A 17,496-nucleotide genomic window follows, 5' to 3' on the forward strand; every position below is an offset into this window, starting at 1 on the left:
TTTTGAGTAAAATATCTGAATTAGCCATTATTGAAGATGGTGCGATTATCGGAGAAGATGTCGAAATAGCACCTTTTTGTTTTATCTCTAAAGATGCAACAATCGGTGATGGTACTACGATCGCACAAAACAGTTGCATTTATGGAAAAACGACTATTGGAAAGAACAATAGAATCTTCTCTCATGCAGTTATTGGTTCCATTCCACAAGATCTTAAATTTAACGGTGAAGATGTGGAACTTATTATCGGTGATGACAACACTATCCGTGAATTTACACTTTTCAATCCGGGGACAAAAGGCGGCGGAGGCAAGACCATCATCGGCAACCACAATCTCTTTATGGGTTATGTTCACCTTGGACATGATGTCATCATTGGAAATCACTGTATCTTAGCAAATGCAGCGACACTTGCAGGTCATGTCGAACTTGGAGACCATGTTGTTATCGGTGGGATGACACCGGTACATCAGTTCGTACATATCGGAGATTATGCAATGATCGGTGGAGCGAGTGCACTTGCACAGGATGTCCCTCCTTTTTGTATGGCAGAAGGCAATCGTGCAAGTCTACGTGGACTCAACCTTACAGGACTTCGCCGTAAAATAGAGCGTGATGATATCAATGCACTAAAGTCTGCATACAGAGAACTTTTTGAGTCTGGAAAACCTTTAAAAGATGCAGCAGGCGAACTGCTGGAAACTACAACCAACCACTATGTCATCGACTTATGTAACTTTGTTATCAAGACAAAACGAGGCATACCATTTGAGAGGAAGAATATATAATGATACATAGACATTGCAGCTTTTGCGACGCAAGCGAAAGTGAAGAGAATCCGCTCATAGCAGGAAATGGTGTTTACATCTGTAAAAACTGTGTTATCTCTGCTTACAAGATCATGTTCGGTGATGAAAAAGAGCTGGCATCTACAGATAATAAAAAACTGACTGATCATGTTGAAAAACTGATGACACCAAAAGAGCTCGATAAATTCCTTGGTGATTACATCATAGGTCAAGAACGTGCCAGAAAACTTGTCTCTGTCGCTGTTTACAACCACTACAAAAGAATCTTCAAGCTCCATAATGCAGCTGATGACGATACAGAGATCGCAAAATCAAATGTACTGCTTATCGGACCGACAGGAAGTGGTAAGACACTCTTGGCTCAAACTATCGCTAGAGTTTTAAATGTTCCTATCGCTATTGCCGATGCAACAAGTTTAACAGAAGCAGGCTATGTCGGTGAAGATGTTGAAAATATTTTAACCAAGCTTATACAAGCTGCAGACGGAGATGTCGAGCGTGCACAAAAAGGTATTATTTTCCTAGATGAAATCGATAAAGTCTCACGTATGAGTGAAAACCGTTCTATCACACGTGATGTAAGCGGCGAAGGTGTACAGCAGGCACTGCTGAAAATTATTGAAGGCTCTTCTGTAAATATCCCGCCAAAAGGCGGCAGAAAGCATCCAAACCAGGAGTTCACTGCAATTGATACAACAAATATTCTCTTTATCTGTGGTGGTGCTTTTGATGGTCTTGAAGAGATACTCAAACGTAAACAAGGTGAAAATGTTCTTGGTTTTGGCCATGAAAAGAAGACAAAAGAAGAAGCAAAACCGACTTTTGACATGGTTGAGCCTGATGATTTAGTACATTATGGTCTTATTCCCGAGCTGGTCGGTCGTCTGCCTATTATTGCTTCACTCAATGAAATCACCGAAGATGATATGGTTCGCATTTTAACAGAACCTAAGAACTCGCTTGTCAAACAGTACAAAAAACTCTTTGCTATCGATGAAGTAGAGCTTAACTTTGAAGAAGATGCCCTTCGAGCCATTGCACAAAAAGCGATCAAACGCAAAACAGGAGCACGTGGTCTACGTGCGATCTTAGAAGAAGCTATGATAGACATCATGTATGAACTTCCAGAATATGCGGGTTATGAGCTTCTCATTACAAAAGAGGTCATCGAAGATGGCGAAAAACCTGTATATATAAAAAAATCAACACAAAAAACAGCATAAGGGTAAATGAATGATATTTAATAAATTAGTAGGACTTTTTTCAAACGACTTATCGATCGACCTTGGAACGGCAAATACGATTGTAATTGCAAAAGGTCGCGGTATTATAATTAACGAGCCTTCTGTCGTTGCAGTCAAAACAGAGAAGTATGGTCATTCAAGAGTTTTAGCAGTCGGACATGAAGCCAAAGAAATGGTTGGAAAAACGCCTGGAAACATTAAAGCTATCCGTCCTATGCGTGATGGTGTCATTGCCGATTTTGATATGACTGAAAAGATGATTCGTAAGTTCATCGAAAAAGCACACGGCAGAACTTCATTAATTTCTCCTCGTATCATTATCTGTGTACCGTACGGCCTCACGCAGGTAGAGAGAAAAGCTGTTCGTGAATCTGCATTAAGTGCCGGTGCGCGTGAAGTATTTTTGATAGAAGAGCCAATGGCAGCAGCAATCGGTGCCGGTGTAGATATTCGTGAGCCGCAAGGGAATCTTGTTGTTGATATTGGCGGGGGTACAACCGAGATAGGTGTTGTTTCACTCGGTGGACTTGTCCTTTCAAAATCTATCCGTACGGCAGGTGATAAGATTGACCAGGGAATCGTTAACTATGTTCGTAAAAAGTACAATCTTCTCATAGGAGAAAGAGTTGCCGAAGAGATCAAGATCAACATCGGAACAGCCGTAAGTCTTGATCAGGAACTCTCAATGGTCATCAACGGCCGTGACCAGGTTGAAGGACTTTTAAGTTCAGTAGAGCTGACAAGTGATGATGCAAAAGATGCTATGCGTGAGCCGCTTAAAGAGATTGCAGAAGCATTGCGTGATGTCTTGGAGCAGATGCCGCCGGATCTTGCCGGAGATATTGTAAATCATGGTATTATCCTGACAGGTGGTGGTGCACTTATCCGCCAACTTGATAAATATCTCTCAGATATCGTCAAAATTCCTGTTTTTGTAGCAGACGAACCGCTTCTAGCCGTTGCACGCGGAACTGGCCGTGCACTCGAAGAGATAGACCTACTACAAGAACTATTTGAGAATGAATAAGAAGTTATTTACTTACCTGCTTATTTTACTAGCACTCTTTATGGGTGCTCTGTATTACACAAAAACCATCCAATCTCCTCTGCTCTCTTCCTTAAACACTATTAAAATCATGTATCATAATATTATACAGTCTATTGACGATACAATTGACAGACACTTTTTTCAAGCTCAAGAGATCACCGATCTTAAAGAACAACTTCAAAAGTATGAGAAAAATCACCTTGTTATGCAGCAGCTCGCAAGTGAAATCGATGATATGTACAAAGAAAACAATGCCACGCTTGCAGAAAATCCAAAAACAGAACTTGTTCGTGCCATTTCTTATGAAAAATTTGGAAACCTAAACCGCCTCTGGCTTGATATTCCCGACTACAACAGCTCGAAAATTTACGGATTGGTATATAAAGAACTCGTTGCCGGTATTGTCGTTCCAAAAGACGGTAAACCGCTAGCACTTTTAAACAGTGATCTTAAGAGTACCTATGCTGTTTATATCGGGGATAAAAAGGCACCGGGAATAGCTCATGGCAATAATGCCGAGCATCTTGTTGTCAGTTTCATTCCGGCATGGTTTGATATAAAAGTTGGTGACGAAGTCATCACATCCGGACTTGATGATATTTTTTTCAAAGGTCTTAAAGTTGGTCGTGTTATCACTGTTTCAAAATCGCAAGGCTATCAGAATGCCGTTGTTGATCAATACTATAAATCAAACGAGCCCTCTTATTTCCATATCATCAGGAGTCTACGATGAGATATTTTTTAGTGATCTTGCTCTGTTCAACACTCTCACTTTTTGCAGGCGAAAGACAAAAAGTGACGCTCGGTTTTGGACCATATATCCAGTCTGAACCTTACAAAGGCACTAAGGATTTAATACTACCTTCTCCTGTCATCTTTTTTGACAACGGCATAGTCTATGCACGATGGAGCCGCTTTGGTATCTACTTTTTGGGAGAAAAAAAAGAAGATTATGCCTGGGGCTTTTCAGTAACCGCACAGCCAAGAACACTTGGATACAAAGCTTCCGATTCAAACTATCTTAAAGGCATGAATGAACGAAAATCGACATTTGAAGGCGGACTAGCTTTTTCTGCCAGTTATCAAAACTCAAAATATATTGAGATCATGCTCTTAGGAGATATGCTCAACAGATATAACGGATGGATTAGCAGAGCTGAAATTGGAGACAAGTACAACCTTGGAGATTTTACTTTTTATCCAAGTATGGTTCTGCTATATCAATCAAGGAAGTTCACTGATTATTATTATGGTGTCAAAAACTCCGAAGCCACAGCCGATAGACCTGTATATTCACCGCATGGCGGATTGGAATATGGTGCGCAAACCTACATCAAATACCCTTTCACAAAAGAGCTTTCAGCACTGGTCAACCTCCGTTATGACATCATTTCTAAAAACGCAAAAAACAGCCCCTTAACAGATGACAATTATATATACTCAGGTCTTTTTTCCTTGATATATACTTTTGAGTACTAGTCTCTCATCAAATATTAAGTGCCGTTTGGCTATAATCTCTAAATTTTTATAATGATTTTTAAGAGGTAAAAGATGCCAAAACGCACCGATATACATACTATTTTACTTATAGGTTCTGGCCCGATCGTCATCGGTCAAGCATGTGAGTTCGACTACTCTGGAACACAGGCGGTAAAGACTTTAAAAGAGTTAGGTTACCGTGTTATACTTATTAATTCAAACCCTGCAACCATTATGACAGATCCTGAATTTGCGGACAGAACATACATCGAACCTATTAAAGAAGAGATCATTGCACGTATCATACAAGATGAAAATGTTGATGCTGTTCTACCGACTATGGGAGGACAGACTGCACTCAATGTTGCCATGAGTATGTATGAAAAAGGTATGCTTGAGGGTATTGAGTTTCTAGGTGCGGACCCTGCAGCGATAAATAAAGGTGAAGACAGACAACTTTTCAATGAAGCCATGACAAAAATCGGTATGGACTTACCAAAAAGCAGAAATGCCTATAGTGTTGAAGAGGCTATCGAAGTTGTCAAAGAAATCGGTTTTCCTGTAATTTCAAGAGCATCTTTTACACTTGCCGGCGGTGGTTCAGGTGTCGCTTACAATATGGAAGAGTTTAAAAAACTTGCACAAGAAGGCATCTCTGCTTCTCCTGTTAATGAAATTGAAATCATGGAATCCATGCTCGGTTGGAAAGAGTATGAGATGGAAGTCATACGTGACAAAGCAGACAACTGTATCATCGTATGTTCCATTGAAAACTTTGATCCAATGGGCGTTCATACAGGTGATAGCATCACTGTTGCACCAGCACTTACGCTTACAGATAAAGAGTACCAGAGAATGCGTGATGCTTCTTTCGCCATTTTGCGTGAGATCGGTGTTGATACGGGCGGATCGAATGTTCAGTTCTCAATTGACCCAAAAACAGGACGTATGATAGTTATTGAAATGAATCCTCGTGTAAGCCGTTCATCTGCCCTCGCATCAAAAGCCACAGGCTATCCTATCGCAAAAGTTGCAACACTTTTGGCAGTCGGTTTCACACTCGATGAGATCACCAATGACATCACAGGAACACCGGCTGCATTTGAGCCTGTTATCGATTATATCGTTACAAAAGTTCCTCGTTTTACATTTGAAAAATTCCCTGAAGCAGAATCGACTCTCAGTACTTCTATGAAATCCGTCGGTGAAGCGATGGCAATAGGAAGAACATTTAAAGAGTCTGTTCAAAAAGCACTTTGTTCTTTAGAAACAGGACTATGCGGTTTTGATGATATCGATGCAGATGACGAGTTTGTTCGTCACGAAATCCGTCGTCCAAATGCTGATAGAATTCTTTATGTTGCCGAAGGTTTCAGACGCAGTATGAGTATAGAAGAGATGTTTGATACATGTCAGATAGACCCATGGTTCTTATATCAGATAAAAGAGCTTATAGAGACAGAATCAACAGTCACAGACAAGATTCTTTTTGATGCAGATCTTATGCGTCAGATTAAAGTTGATGGTTTCTCAGACAAACGCATTGCCCAACTCATTGCTAAAAACAGTAATGAAAGCGTGAGTGAAGACATTGTGTATGAAGCAAGAAAAAAACTTGGAATCAACTTAGAATACAATGAAGTCGACACCTGTGCCGCAGAGTTTGAAGCACTCACTCCATACCTTTATTCAACTACTAACATTACAAAGCTTCCTGAAATAAGCTCACGCAAATCAGACAAGAAAAAGGTACTGATCTTAGGCGGTGGACCAAACAGAATCGGTCAGGGAATCGAATTTGACTACTGTTGTGTTCACGCAGCATTTGCTCTTAAAGAGATGGATATTGAAACAATCATGTACAACTGTAACCCTGAAACAGTCTCAACAGATTATGACACTTCCGATGTTCTTTATTTTGAACCTATTGATTTTGAGCATGTGCGTGAGGTCATTGAGGCAGAAAATCCTGACGGTATCATTGTGCACTTTGGCGGACAAACACCACTCAAACTTGCAGACGGTCTTACAAAAATCGGTGCAAAGATCGCAGGAACACCATCAAGTGTCATTGACCTTGCAGAAGACAGAGAACAGTTCTCTGATTTTGTCAACCGTCATGGACTCAAACAACCGGCAAATGGGCTAGCTCGTACCAAAGAAGAGTCTTATGTCATTGCAAATAAGTTAGGCTATCCTGTCCTCGTTCGTCCATCTTTTGTTCTTGGTGGTCGCGGTATGCGCATCGTTTACTCTGAAGCTGAGCTCAAAGAGTATATGGATCTTGCCATTTCAGTCAGTAATGAAGCTCCTGTACTTATTGACAAGTTCTTAGATCAGGCAATTGAGCTTGATGTCGACTGTATCTCTGACGGTAAGGAAGTTTACATCGGATCAGTCATGCAGCATATCGAAGAAGCGGGTATCCACTCCGGAGATTCTGCTTGTTCACTGCCACCGGTAAACCTTACAAAAGAGATGATAGAAAAAGTTGAACAGCAGACAAAGACGATTGCTCTTGGTCTTGGTGTTCGCGGTCTTATGAATGTTCAGTATGCCATCTATCAAGATGAGATATATCTCATCGAAGTCAATCCTCGTGCAAGCCGTACAGTTCCATTTGTAAGCAAGGCTACAGGTATGCCTCTGGCAAAAGTAGCTACACGTGTTATGATGGGGGAAACACTCAGAAGTTCTTTGGATTATTATGACAAATATAATATCGTTGAAGAGCATAACGGCCTCTTACGCCCACGTTTAAAAGGTCATGTATCTGTCAAAGAGGCGGTCTTTCCTTTCCATAAACTCTATGGTGCAGACCTTGTACTTTCTCCCGAGATGAAATCTACCGGTGAAGTTATGGGTATAAGCAAAAACTTTGGTGTCTCTTTTGCAAAATCACAGCTTAGTGCCGGTAATAAAATTCCGACAGGCGGTACATGTTTCCTCTCTTTTGTTGACTCAGACAAAAAGCATGCAGCCGAAATTGCACAAGGCCTTGTGAAACATGGATTTAAACTTGTTGCGACAAAAGGAACACAAAAAGCCATTGAGGAGGCAGGGATTCCTTGTGAACTGGTTCTTAAAATCTCAGAGGGTCGTCCAAATATTGAAGACAGCATGAAAAACGATGAAATTCATATGGCCATCAATACTTCAGACAACAATACAAGTAAAAAAGATGCTGTTGTCATTCGTCAGGAAGTTCTTAAACGCAGTATTCCATACTTCACAACACTTTCTGCTACACGTGCACTCATTCTGGCTCTTGATGAGATGAAAGATGACAAATGGTCAAGCGCGACTGCATTACAAGATTTTTTAGTATAAACAACTCTATCATCCTCACGCAAACCGACACTACCGTCGGTTTCTTATCGCAAGATGCAAAGTTGCTGCGTGAAATAAAATCCCGTCAATCAAATAAACCTTTTATAAAAGTTTTTCAAACATTTGCCATAGCAAAAAAAGAGCATATCCGTATTCCAAACCGTTATAAAAAGAGCGTTCGACGTTCTCATACAACAACTTTTATTGTCAAAGATCAAGCTTTTCGTGTTGCTCCTGCACATCTAAATTCTAGTATATTACGTAAATTACCCTGGAGTTATTCTACATCAGCCAATGAAAGCGGTAAAAGATTCAATAGAGAATTTTGTGAGCAAAAAGCTGATATAATAATAGAAGATAAAGAGAGACTCTTTGAAGGAAAAGCTTCAAAACTCTACAAAATAAACAATAAAACCAAAAAGAGGCTGCGATGAGTAAAATAGTTCAAATGATACTAAGTGGTATATTCTTTACTTTCATACTTGACTTCTTTCTCTTCCTTGGGATAAAAGAGAATTATATCGATGCTCACGGCATCAAGCTCTATTATAATATCCTGTTTGCAGATAATCAAAATATCTTTGTATTCATAATATTTACACTGATTATCGGCTATGTCGTCATGTATCTTTCAAACAAAACAGCCATTATTATCGTTTCAACCCTCTTTTTGCTCTCAGCATCAACTCTCATTCCTCCTATCGGTTCATTTGCGGGAGAAATTCTTTTTATGAAAAAAGACATTACAATGCGAACCGATAAATTTTCTTACCATGGTGATATACTTTATAGTGGTAGAAAAAAGGTCACATTTTACGATCATGAACTAAAAAAAGTTATACTTCTAGATAAAAAAACAATTCAAGGTAGTTATTAAAATGAAACACATTTCTTCACTTGCTTCCGGCGTTGCTTTAGGAACTGCCGGTATGATCATGATGAGTACACTCACTGGCTGTGAACAACGACAACAAGAGACACAAAATAAATTTCTTGTAATTGAACAACTCCCTAACGGGAAATACAAAGTCGTTGAAGAGATGCCGACAGAAGGTCCTACACGAGCCATTATCCGTGAACATGATGAGTATGGAAACATCCGTGAACGCTTTATGAATGAAGATGAGATGAAAGCACTTGCTGCGCAGGAGTATGAAAAGGTACAAAACGGCACGAGTGAGACAGTTCAAGAAAATCCTTCAGGTGAGGGTATGGGACTTGCAGGAACAATACTCGCAGTTGCAGCCGGAAGTCTGCTTGGAAATATGATAGCCAACTCACTGATGAATAACAAAGCCTTCTCACGCAACACACGTAGTGCCTATACATCTTCAGCATATAAACAATCCAAACAACGCACCTCTACTAAAAAAAGCTTTTTTGGTAAAAGTTCTAAAAGCTCTACCTATAAAAGGAGTAGTTTCTTTGGAGGCTAAAGTATGATATCTACACTTAAAGTCAATCCAATAGACGAGGCCACGCTTGATGAGATAGGTTTTACATGGCACACAGATAGTGACGGCAGTAAATATGTCAGTGATGAACTCGTTCAAATTACACAGGAAGAGGCTGAAGCCTATTATGAAGTGGCCAATACTCTCTATGATATGTATGTAGAAGCTGCAGAATATGTCATCGACAACAACCTTTTCTTTGAACTCGGTATCCCTTTTAATCTTATTGATATCATAAAAAAATCATGGGAAAATGATGTCCATTGGCATATTTATGGTCGATTTGACCTTGCCGGAGGTATTGACGGAAAACCCATCAAACTTATCGAATTCAACGCTGACACACCAACAGCCCTTTTTGAAACTGCTCTACTGCAGTGGGCAATTTTAAAATCAAATGAGATGGATGAGGCCAAACAGTTTAACAATGTCTATGAAGCTGTCAGTGAAAATTTTAAACGACTCATTACCCTCTTTGATGATACAGAAAAATTCAATGAACTTTATGACGGTTGGAAAATACTTTTCTCTTCTGTTGAAGGCAATGATGAAGAGGAAGCTACCACAAAACTGCTGCAGCAGATAGCAACGGACGCAGGCTTTGTTGCCGGATTTGAATTCTTGCAAAACGTGCAGTTTGACGATGAGGGTATTTACGATAAAAACGGCAATCCTTATGAGTATTGGTTTAAACTCTACCCATGGGAAGATATTGCTACTGATGAACCAGAGCTTGCAACAACATTGACGCATATCATCCAAAATCAAAAAGTCATCATCCTCAATCCTGCCTACACCCTGCTCTTTCAATCAAAAGGGATGCTGGCAATCCTTCATCAGCTCTTTCCAGACTCACCTTACCTCTTACAAACATCCTTTACACCATTAGAAGGTATAAAACAGGTAGAAAAACCTGTTTTTGGCAGAGAAGGGGCTAATACAAAAATAATAGAAGCAGACGGCTCTGTATCAAATGAAACGGACGGACCATACGAAAACTATAAAAAAGTATATCAGGAGTTTGTAGAGTTTGCTGAAGATATCCATAATGCAAAATATCAAGCGGGAGTATTTTTCGCCTATGAAGCTTGTGGTCTAGGATTTAGAAAAGGCGGTTATATTTTGGACAATATGAGTAAGTTTGTAGGGCATATGATAGTATAGAATATAATTAAAAATAGCTAATCCACCAATCTTTTCGGCTGGCTTTTAAACCTGCAAACCAACGACTTGGATAATATAAAATAACAACAGCGCTTATCCATGCCAAATAGGTTGGCAAAAGTTCATAACCATAAGAGTATCCTGATGGTGTCTCTCCTAAAGGCGCTTGAAATAGCCAGCTTGCATCATTAAAAACATACAAAGCTAAAGCTATGCCACCTAAATGCAGTAGCGGTATATGTAGGATATAGAAGAAAAAAGGCACCTGACCAAAAACTTTTAATGGCTCAGACCATCTGCCTAAAGGTCTGTCCAAAAGACCCATGAGCATCATTGCCGAACCTAATAGAAAGAGAATGTAAATCAATGACGGCGGATACTTTGTAAAGTTTAAAAAACTCATTATAGAGTACTCTAGTGTAGGATGAGGAGACCAGAATGACGGATCACCATAAATATTTCCCCAGCGAAGCATAATGGAGATAACAAAAAAACTTAATCCAGTAAACAGAAATACCTTTTTTCTATCGGCTCTTGGCAACTTTGTTACCGGTCCAAACAGATAACCCAATGCCATTACGCCAATCCAAGGAGCTAGAGGATAGATAACTCTCAATTCAATATCACCGATATAAATATTACCAGGTACATGTAAGAGATGCCATATCCAAAAATAATCCTTAAACATATGAGGCTCGATACTGTCAAACATATTGTGTCCAAATATTAAAAATAGACTTATAAATGCTATGAGATATCTTGGAAGATAGATAATAACCGACATAGCAATCATAGCAATACCTATGGCAAAAAGAACTCCTACTTTTGGTTTATAGATAAAATCAGATGAAAAACACCAAAAGAATCCAACCAAGGTTAACTCCAAAAATATCAACCAAATCCCTCTAGTCAATGCTAATGTTGCCAACTGTGATTTAGTTCTGCGTCCTGATGCAAAAAAAAGTCCGATGCCTGCTAAAAATATAAAAGTAGGTGCAGCAAAGTGTGTAATCCATCTTGTCAGAAACACTTCCATATTTGTCATAGCAAGATCAGTAGGAGAAGATAAAACAAAATCCAGAGCAAAGAAATCCCTCGCATGATCTAGCGCCATGATAACCATAGCAAGACCACGAAGAATATCTAAAGCTTCAAATCTTTCTTTTTTTTGTGTTAATGCAGACAAATTAAACTCTCATTATAAGATAATTCAATTTTATAATGTTTTTGCACAAAGAATAATTAAATGAGGCTGTAAAGTAATAGTAGTTGAGTAAGAGCTTGCTTAGTAAAATAAAAATTGCATTGATTCATTGAATAAAAAAAGAGAAAGGGTAAATGTGTGGCTCCGGATACTGGATTCGAACCAGTGACCAAGTGATTAACAGTCACCTACTCTACCGCTGAGCTAATCCGGAATGTAAATACGATTAAATTGATCCGAACTAGGCAGCGACCTACATTCCCACACCTGAAAGATGCAGTATTATCAGCGATGAGAGGCTTAGCTTCTGGGTTCGGAATGGGACCAGGCGTTTCCCTCTCTCTATAGCCACCTAGACAAGATCAAGTATAAACTCATCGTGATTGATGAACTTATATTTGATCTTGAAAGATCATATAAGAGTTGAAGTAACTCATTAAAATATCAATTGGTAAAGTCAACATACTAAAGAACTTCTAAAAGATTCTTCTTATTCATGTATTAGCACAGAAAAAAATTTAGTTTTTTTCTTGCACTCGCCCGTTAGGCATCGTACACTAAATAAGGTAGTGAAGCAACAGCGTTCGTAAGAACATAAAAAAAGACAAACGACCTATTAGTACTGGTCAGCTAAACGCATTGCTGCGCGTACACATCCAGCCTATCAAGCTTGTAGTCTTCAAGCGGTCTTCAGGGATTGTTCATCTTGGAGTTGGCTTCCCGCTTAGATGCTTTCAGCGGTTATCTCATCCGAACGTAGCTACCCAGCTATGCCCTTGGCAGGACAACTGGTGCACCAGTGGTTCGTCCAACCCGGTCCTCTCGTACTAGGGTCAGCTCTCCTCAACAATCCTACGCCCACGGAAGATAGGGACCGAACTGTCTCACGACGTTCTGAACCCAGCTCGCGTACCGCTTTAAATGGCGAACAGCCATACCCTTGGGACCTGCTCCAGCCCCAGGATGCGATGAGCCGACATCGAGGTGCCAAACCTCCCCGTCGATGTGAGCTCTTGGGGGAGATCAGCCTGTTATCCCCGGCGTACCTTTTATCCTTTGAGCGATGGCCCTTCCACACAGAACCACCGGATCACTATGACCGTCTTTCGACTCTGCTCGACTTGTATGTCTCACAGTCAGGCTGGCTTATGCCATTATACTCTACGGTGGATTTCCAACCCACCTGAGCCAACCTTTGTAAGCCTCCGTTACTTTTTAGGAGGCGACCGCCCCAGTCAAACTACCCACCAGACATTGTCCTCGCACGAGATAATCGTACGGAGTTAGCTATCAGAATATTCAAGGGTGGTATCTCAAGGATGCCTCATCATAATCTGGCGACTATGAATCAAAGGCTCCCACCTATCCTGCACATGAATATCCCAATAGCAGTGTCAAGCTATAGTAAAGGTGCACGGGGTCTTTCCGTCTTTCCGCGGGTAGGAGGAATTTTCACCTCCACTACAATTTCACTGGATCCCTTGTTGAGACAGCTCCCATCTCGTTACGCCATTCATGCAGGTCGGTATTTAACCGACAAGGAATTTCGCTACCTTAGGACCGTTATAGTTACGGCCGCCGTTTACTCGGGCTTCAATTCATGCCTTCGCTAATGCTAAGCAATCCTTTTAACCTTCGAGCACCGGGCAGGCGTCACACCCTATACATCCACTTACGTGTTAGCAGAGTGCTGTGTTTTTGGTAAACAGTCGGGAGGGACTCTTTGCTGCGACCCAGAGATGCTTTGGAGAGTAAATCTCCTAACATCAAGGGCACACCTTATACCGAAGATACGGTGCTAGTTTGCAGAGTTCCTTAACAAGGGTTCATCCACGCGCCTTAGAATACTCATCTCACCCACCTGTGTCGGTTTACGGTACGGGCGACATACCATCTCGTTTAGAGGCTTTTCTCGGCACGACAGTATCGACGATTCAGTTCGCTCTCCGAAGAGATTGAACTGCCTGTCGGGTCTCGGTCGAATGTGAAGCGGATTTGCCTACTTCACAACCTACACCCTTCGAGCCACTATTCCATCAGTGACCTCGTCTAACTCTATGCGTCCCCCCATCACTCAAATGATGATATGTCGGTATCGGAATATTAACCGATTTGCCATCGTCTACCCCTTTCGGACTCGACTTAGGTCCCGACTAACCCTACGATGACGAGCATCGCGTAGGAAACCTTGGGTTTTCGGCGAAGAAGATTCTCACTTCTTTTCTCGCTACTCATGCCTGCATGCTCACTTCCATCCGCTCCAGTGCTCCTTACCGGTACACCTTCAACGCTGAATGGAACGCTCTCCTACCACTCATAGTAAACTATGAATCTAGAGCTTCGGTGCGTATCTTAGCCCCGTTATATTTTCGGCGCAGAATCGCTAGACCAGTGAGCTGTTACGCTTTCTTTAAAGGATGGCTGCTTCTAAGCCAACCTCCTGGTTGTCACAGCAACTCCACATCCTTTTCCACTTAGATACGACTTTGGGACCTTAGCTGCTAGTCTGGGTTGTTCCCCTCTCGACATAGGATTTTATCACCCTACGCCTGACTCCCGAGGTTACACGTATAGTATTCGGAGTTTGATAGGGTTTGGTACCGCGGTAAGCAGCCCTAGCCCTGTCAGTGCTCTACCCCTATACGCTAATGCTCGAGGCTATACCTAAATATATTTCGGAGAGAACCAGCTATCACTGAGTTTGATTGGCCTTTCACCCCTATCCACAAGTCATCCGAGGAATTTTCAACTTCCACCGGTTCGGTCCTCCACTGGCTCTTACACCAGCTTCAACCTGCTCATGGATAGATCACTCAGTTTCGGGTCTGCAGCATCTGACTATGTCGCCCTATTAAGACTCGCTTTCGCTACGGCTTCTCGTTCGATTAACCTTGCCAGATACCACAACTCGCAGGCTCATTATGCAAAAGGCAGTCCGTCACACTTATTTAATAGTGCTCCGAATGATTGTAAGCCATAGGTTTCAGGTTCTATTTCACTCCGCTCACCGCGGTCCTTTTCACCTTTCCCTCACGGTACTTGTTCGCTATCGGTCTAGTAGTAGTATTTAGGGTTGGAGGGTGGTCCCCCCATATTCAGTCAAGATAACACGTGTCCCGACCTACTCATTCCTTACCTTAGTTCCACACAAATGTTTTCGCTTACGGGAGTATCACCCTCTATGCTCTGACTTTCCAGACAGTTCTGCTAACAAATGTGCTAAATGTAAGTGCCCTATTCCAATTTCGCTCGCCGCTACTCTCGGAATCTCGTTTGATTTCTTTTCCTGCAGGTACTGAGATGTTTCACTTCCCTGCGTTCGCCCCCGAAGGTGACATGACTCGCGCCATGCCGGGTTGCCCCATTCAGAAATCCCCGGATCAAAGCTTCTTGGCAGCTCCCCGAGGCTTTTCGCAGCCTAGTACGTCTTTCATCGCCTCTACTAGCCAAGGCATCCACCTATGGCCCTTAATATCTTTTATTCTATATTGCGTTCACTACCTTATTTAATGTACTATCTCTAATACAACAAACAAGATTGAATGAATCCATTTTTTTGTAGTTATTTAGTTTATAATTAAATCTCTTTAATTATATGTTGTTGACTTTAACAATTGTAATTTAATGAACATAAAAAGTTTAATTTTTATATGGTGGAGAATAGCGGGATCGAACCGCTGACCTCCTGCGTGCAAGGCAGGCGCTCTCCCAGCTGAGCTAATTCCCCATAACTGTAAAACTTTTTGTAGTGATTATGTCAAATGAACACAGATCACTGAAAACTAAGCAAGCAAGCAGACTGAAGTAACTAATATCTCTGTGAGATTCTTTTGTGTTGAGCCGATCAAACGAATGATCGCTCTTTACTCTAGAAAGGAGGTGATCCAACCGCAGGTTCTCCTACGGTTACCTTGTTACGACTTCACCCCAGTCGCTAATTCCACCGTAAGCGGTAGCCCCCCGAAGGTTGGCTTCCCGATTTCGGGTGAAATCAACTCCCATGGTGTGACGGGCGGTGAGTACAAGACCCGGGAACGTATTCACCGTAGCATTGCTGATCTACGATTACTAGTGATTCCAGCTTCATGGAGTCGAGTTGCAGACTCCAATCCGAACTGAGAGACGCTTTAAGTGATTAGCTCCACCTCGCGGTATCGCAACACTCTGTACGCCCCATTGTAGCACGTGTGTAGCCCTAGCCATAAGGGCCATGATGACTTGACGTCGTCCTCACCTTCCTCCTCCTTGCGAAGGCAGTCTCCTTAGAGTGCTCAGCCGAACTGCTAGCAACTAAGGACGAGGGTTGCGCTCGTTGCGGGACTTAACCCAACATCTCACGACACGAGCTGACGACAGCCGTGCAGCACCTGTTTTCGAGTTCCCCGAAGGGCACCCCGCCATCTCTGGCAGGTTCTCTCAATGTCAAGGCTAGGTAAGGTTCTTCGCGTATCTTCGAATTAAACCACATGCTCCACCACTTGTGCGGGTCCCCCTCTATTCCTTTGAGTTTTAATCTTGCGACCGTACTCCCCAGGCGGAACACTTAATCTGTTAAGTGCATCACCGAGATGACTAGCATCCCGACGACTAGTGTTCATCGTTTAGGGCGTGGACTACCAGGGTATCTAATCCTGTTTGCTCCCCACGCTTTCACGCCTTAGCGTCAGTTATGTTCCAGCAGATCGCCTTCGCTTTCGGTATTCCTAGTGATATCTACGGATTTTACCCCTACACCACTAATTCCATCTGCCCCTCCCATACTCTAGGTTAGTAGTTTCAAATGCAGTTCTACAGTTAAGCTGTAGGATTTCACATCTGACTTACCAACCCGCCTACGCGTCCTTTACGCCCAGTGATTCCGAATAACGCTTGCACCCTCCGTATTACCGCGGCTGCTGGCACGGAGTTAGCCGGTGCTTATTCATATGCTACCGTCATTTTCTTGACATATAAAAGGAGTTTACACACCGAAATGCGTCATCCTCCACGCGGCGTTGCTGCATCAGGGTTTCCCCCATTGTGCAATATTCCTCACTGCTGCCTCCCGTAGGAGTCTGGTCCGTGTCTCAGTACCAGTGTGGCGGATCATCCTCTCAAACCCGCTACCCGTCATCGCCTTGGTGAGCTCTTACCTCACCAACTAGCTGATAGGATATAGGCCGATCCCTTGGCGGAATCCATTTCCCGATTCATCTTTTGATGAAAAGGAGTATCCAGTATTAATCACCGTTTCCAGTGGCTATCCCGGTCCAAGGGGCACATTACCTATATATTACTCACCCGTGCGCCACTCGTCAGCAGAGAAGCAAGCTTCTCTCTGTTACCGTTCGACTTGCATGTGTTAAGCACGCCGCCAGCGTTCATTCTGAGCCAGGATCAAACTCTCCATAATTGTTTATGAAAAGATAAATAAATTTAATTACTGATCTTTGCCCAAGATTTAAAAATCATTGGCTTTGTTAAGACATTAAGAGTGCTTAAGCTCTTAATGAATATAGTTATCTATTACTATAGGGAAACTAACTATATCAATAGCTAGAATTCAAATAGAATAGACGGTTGTTGTTTTATTAGTTATTTCTAAATAAGATTTAACTGATAGTTACATCAGTCTCTCTTACTTGCTTAGTTTTCAATGATCTCAAACGTCTTTAACCTTCCGGTCTTTAAACTTCAACTCGAAGTCTCTTCGTTTGTGGAGGGGAATTATAGGGGGATGTTGCTTAGAAATCGCTTAAGGTTTTAGGAAAGGAGGGAGAAGTTT

11 protein-coding genes, 2 tRNA genes and 3 rRNA genes are annotated in these 17,496 nt (G+C 41.8%); 10 read left to right on the forward strand and 6 right to left on the reverse strand.

All coding sequences use genetic code 11. The features are described 5' to 3' along the window. Positions 1-2 precede the first annotated feature (2 nt). The 10 genes from lpxA to FM071_RS07115 all read left to right on the forward strand — a co-directional run bounded on the left by lpxA (position 3) and on the right by FM071_RS07115 (position 10,528). Positions 3-788, forward strand: a complete 786-nt coding sequence (lpxA, locus tag FM071_RS07070; RefSeq protein ID WP_193110166.1) for an acyl-ACP--UDP-N-acetylglucosamine O-acyltransferase — start codon at positions 3-5, stop codon at positions 786-788. Beyond that, a complete protein-coding gene (clpX, locus tag FM071_RS07075; protein WP_193110168.1) occupies positions 788-2,032 on the forward strand; it encodes an ATP-dependent Clp protease ATP-binding subunit ClpX in 1,245 nt (414 codons plus the stop codon). The genes lpxA and clpX overlap by 1 nt, the downstream gene beginning before the upstream one ends. Before the next feature lie 10 nt (positions 2,033-2,042). Next, the gene (locus FM071_RS07080) at positions 2,043-3,080 is read left to right on the forward strand and encodes a rod shape-determining protein (protein ID WP_193110169.1); all 1,038 of its coding nucleotides are present in this window, start codon (positions 2,043-2,045) and stop codon (positions 3,078-3,080) included. Further along, the gene (gene mreC, locus FM071_RS07085) at positions 3,073-3,834 is read left to right on the forward strand and encodes a rod shape-determining protein MreC (protein WP_193110171.1); all 762 of its coding nucleotides are present in this window, start codon (positions 3,073-3,075) and stop codon (positions 3,832-3,834) included. The genes FM071_RS07080 and mreC overlap by 8 nt, the downstream gene beginning before the upstream one ends. After that, positions 3,831-4,580: a MipA/OmpV family protein gene (locus FM071_RS07090; protein ID WP_193110173.1), complete on the forward strand. Its 750-nt coding sequence runs from the start codon at positions 3,831-3,833 to the stop codon at positions 4,578-4,580. The genes mreC and FM071_RS07090 overlap by 4 nt, the downstream gene beginning before the upstream one ends. Before the next feature lie 72 nt (positions 4,581-4,652). After that, positions 4,653-7,910, forward strand: a complete 3,258-nt coding sequence (carB, locus tag FM071_RS07095; RefSeq protein ID WP_193110175.1) for a carbamoyl-phosphate synthase large subunit — start codon at positions 4,653-4,655, stop codon at positions 7,908-7,910. After that, entirely contained in the window at positions 7,871-8,344 is a 474-nt protein-coding gene (locus FM071_RS07100) for a hypothetical protein (RefSeq protein WP_193110177.1), read from the forward strand. The genes carB and FM071_RS07100 overlap by 40 nt, the downstream gene beginning before the upstream one ends. Continuing rightward, positions 8,341-8,787 carry a hypothetical protein gene (locus tag FM071_RS07105; RefSeq protein ID WP_193110178.1) on the forward strand — a complete coding sequence of 149 codons (447 nt, stop codon included), beginning with the start codon at positions 8,341-8,343 and terminating at the stop codon, positions 8,785-8,787. Before FM071_RS07100 ends, FM071_RS07105 begins: the two co-directional genes overlap by 4 nt. A 1-nt stretch (position 8,788) precedes the next feature. Then, a complete protein-coding gene (locus tag FM071_RS07110) occupies positions 8,789-9,346 on the forward strand; it encodes a Cj0371 family chemotaxis-regulating polar lipoprotein (RefSeq protein ID WP_193110180.1) in 558 nt (185 codons plus the stop codon). A 3-nt stretch (positions 9,347-9,349) separates the two neighbouring features. After that, the gene (locus FM071_RS07115) at positions 9,350-10,528 is read left to right on the forward strand and encodes a glutathionylspermidine synthase family protein (protein WP_193110182.1); all 1,179 of its coding nucleotides are present in this window, start codon (positions 9,350-9,352) and stop codon (positions 10,526-10,528) included. A gap of 7 nt (positions 10,529-10,535) precedes the next feature. Here FM071_RS07115 and FM071_RS07120 read toward each other — a convergent pair whose 3' ends face one another. From FM071_RS07120 to FM071_RS07145, 6 genes are all read right to left on the reverse strand, one after another. After that, the gene (locus FM071_RS07120; RefSeq protein WP_193110184.1) at positions 10,536-11,714 is read right to left on the reverse strand and encodes an acetyltransferase domain-containing protein; all 1,179 of its coding nucleotides are present in this window, start codon (positions 11,712-11,714) and stop codon (positions 10,536-10,538) included. 157 nt (positions 11,715-11,871) lie between these two features. Continuing rightward, positions 11,872-11,946 (reverse strand) — tRNA-Asn (locus FM071_RS07125). Positions 11,947-11,972: 26 nt separating this feature from the next. Further along, a 5S ribosomal RNA gene (rrf, locus tag FM071_RS07130) occupies positions 11,973-12,088 on the reverse strand. 239 nt (positions 12,089-12,327) lie between these two features. Next, a 23S ribosomal RNA gene (locus tag FM071_RS07135) occupies positions 12,328-15,214 on the reverse strand. A gap of 169 nt (positions 15,215-15,383) precedes the next feature. Further along, positions 15,384-15,459: transfer RNA gene (locus FM071_RS07140), tRNA-Ala, on the reverse strand. Between the two features lie 145 nt (positions 15,460-15,604). Further along, positions 15,605-17,124, reverse strand: a 16S ribosomal RNA gene (locus FM071_RS07145). Together the 16S, 23S and 5S rRNA genes with 2 tRNA genes alongside form the textbook arrangement of a ribosomal RNA operon. Positions 17,125-17,496: the final 372 nt, after the last annotated feature.

It is taken from the genome of Sulfurimonas paralvinellae (assembly GCF_014905135.1).
Lineage (GTDB): Bacteria > Campylobacterota > Campylobacteria > Campylobacterales > Sulfurimonadaceae > Sulfurimonas > Sulfurimonas paralvinellae.

What these genes read in the sequence shown, in the direction of transcription:
- clpX (WP_193110168.1), top strand. Translation starts at nt 788, where the DNA reads ATGATACATAGACATTGCAGCTTTTGCGACGCAAGCGAAAGTGAAGAG.
- FM071_RS07080 (WP_193110169.1), top strand. Translation starts at nt 2,043, where the DNA reads ATGATATTTAATAAATTAGTAGGACTTTTTTCAAACGACTTATCGATC.
- mreC (WP_193110171.1), top strand. Translation starts at nt 3,073, where the DNA reads ATGAATAAGAAGTTATTTACTTACCTGCTTATTTTACTAGCACTCTTT.
- FM071_RS07090 (WP_193110173.1), top strand. Translation starts at nt 3,831, where the DNA reads ATGAGATATTTTTTAGTGATCTTGCTCTGTTCAACACTCTCACTTTTT.
- carB (WP_193110175.1), top strand. Translation starts at nt 4,653, where the DNA reads ATGCCAAAACGCACCGATATACATACTATTTTACTTATAGGTTCTGGC.
- FM071_RS07100 (WP_193110177.1), top strand. Translation starts at nt 7,871, where the DNA reads ATGGTCAAGCGCGACTGCATTACAAGATTTTTTAGTATAAACAACTCT.
- FM071_RS07105 (WP_193110178.1), top strand. Translation starts at nt 8,341, where the DNA reads ATGAGTAAAATAGTTCAAATGATACTAAGTGGTATATTCTTTACTTTC.
- FM071_RS07110 (WP_193110180.1), top strand. Translation starts at nt 8,789, where the DNA reads ATGAAACACATTTCTTCACTTGCTTCCGGCGTTGCTTTAGGAACTGCC.
- FM071_RS07115 (WP_193110182.1), top strand. Translation starts at nt 9,350, where the DNA reads ATGATATCTACACTTAAAGTCAATCCAATAGACGAGGCCACGCTTGAT.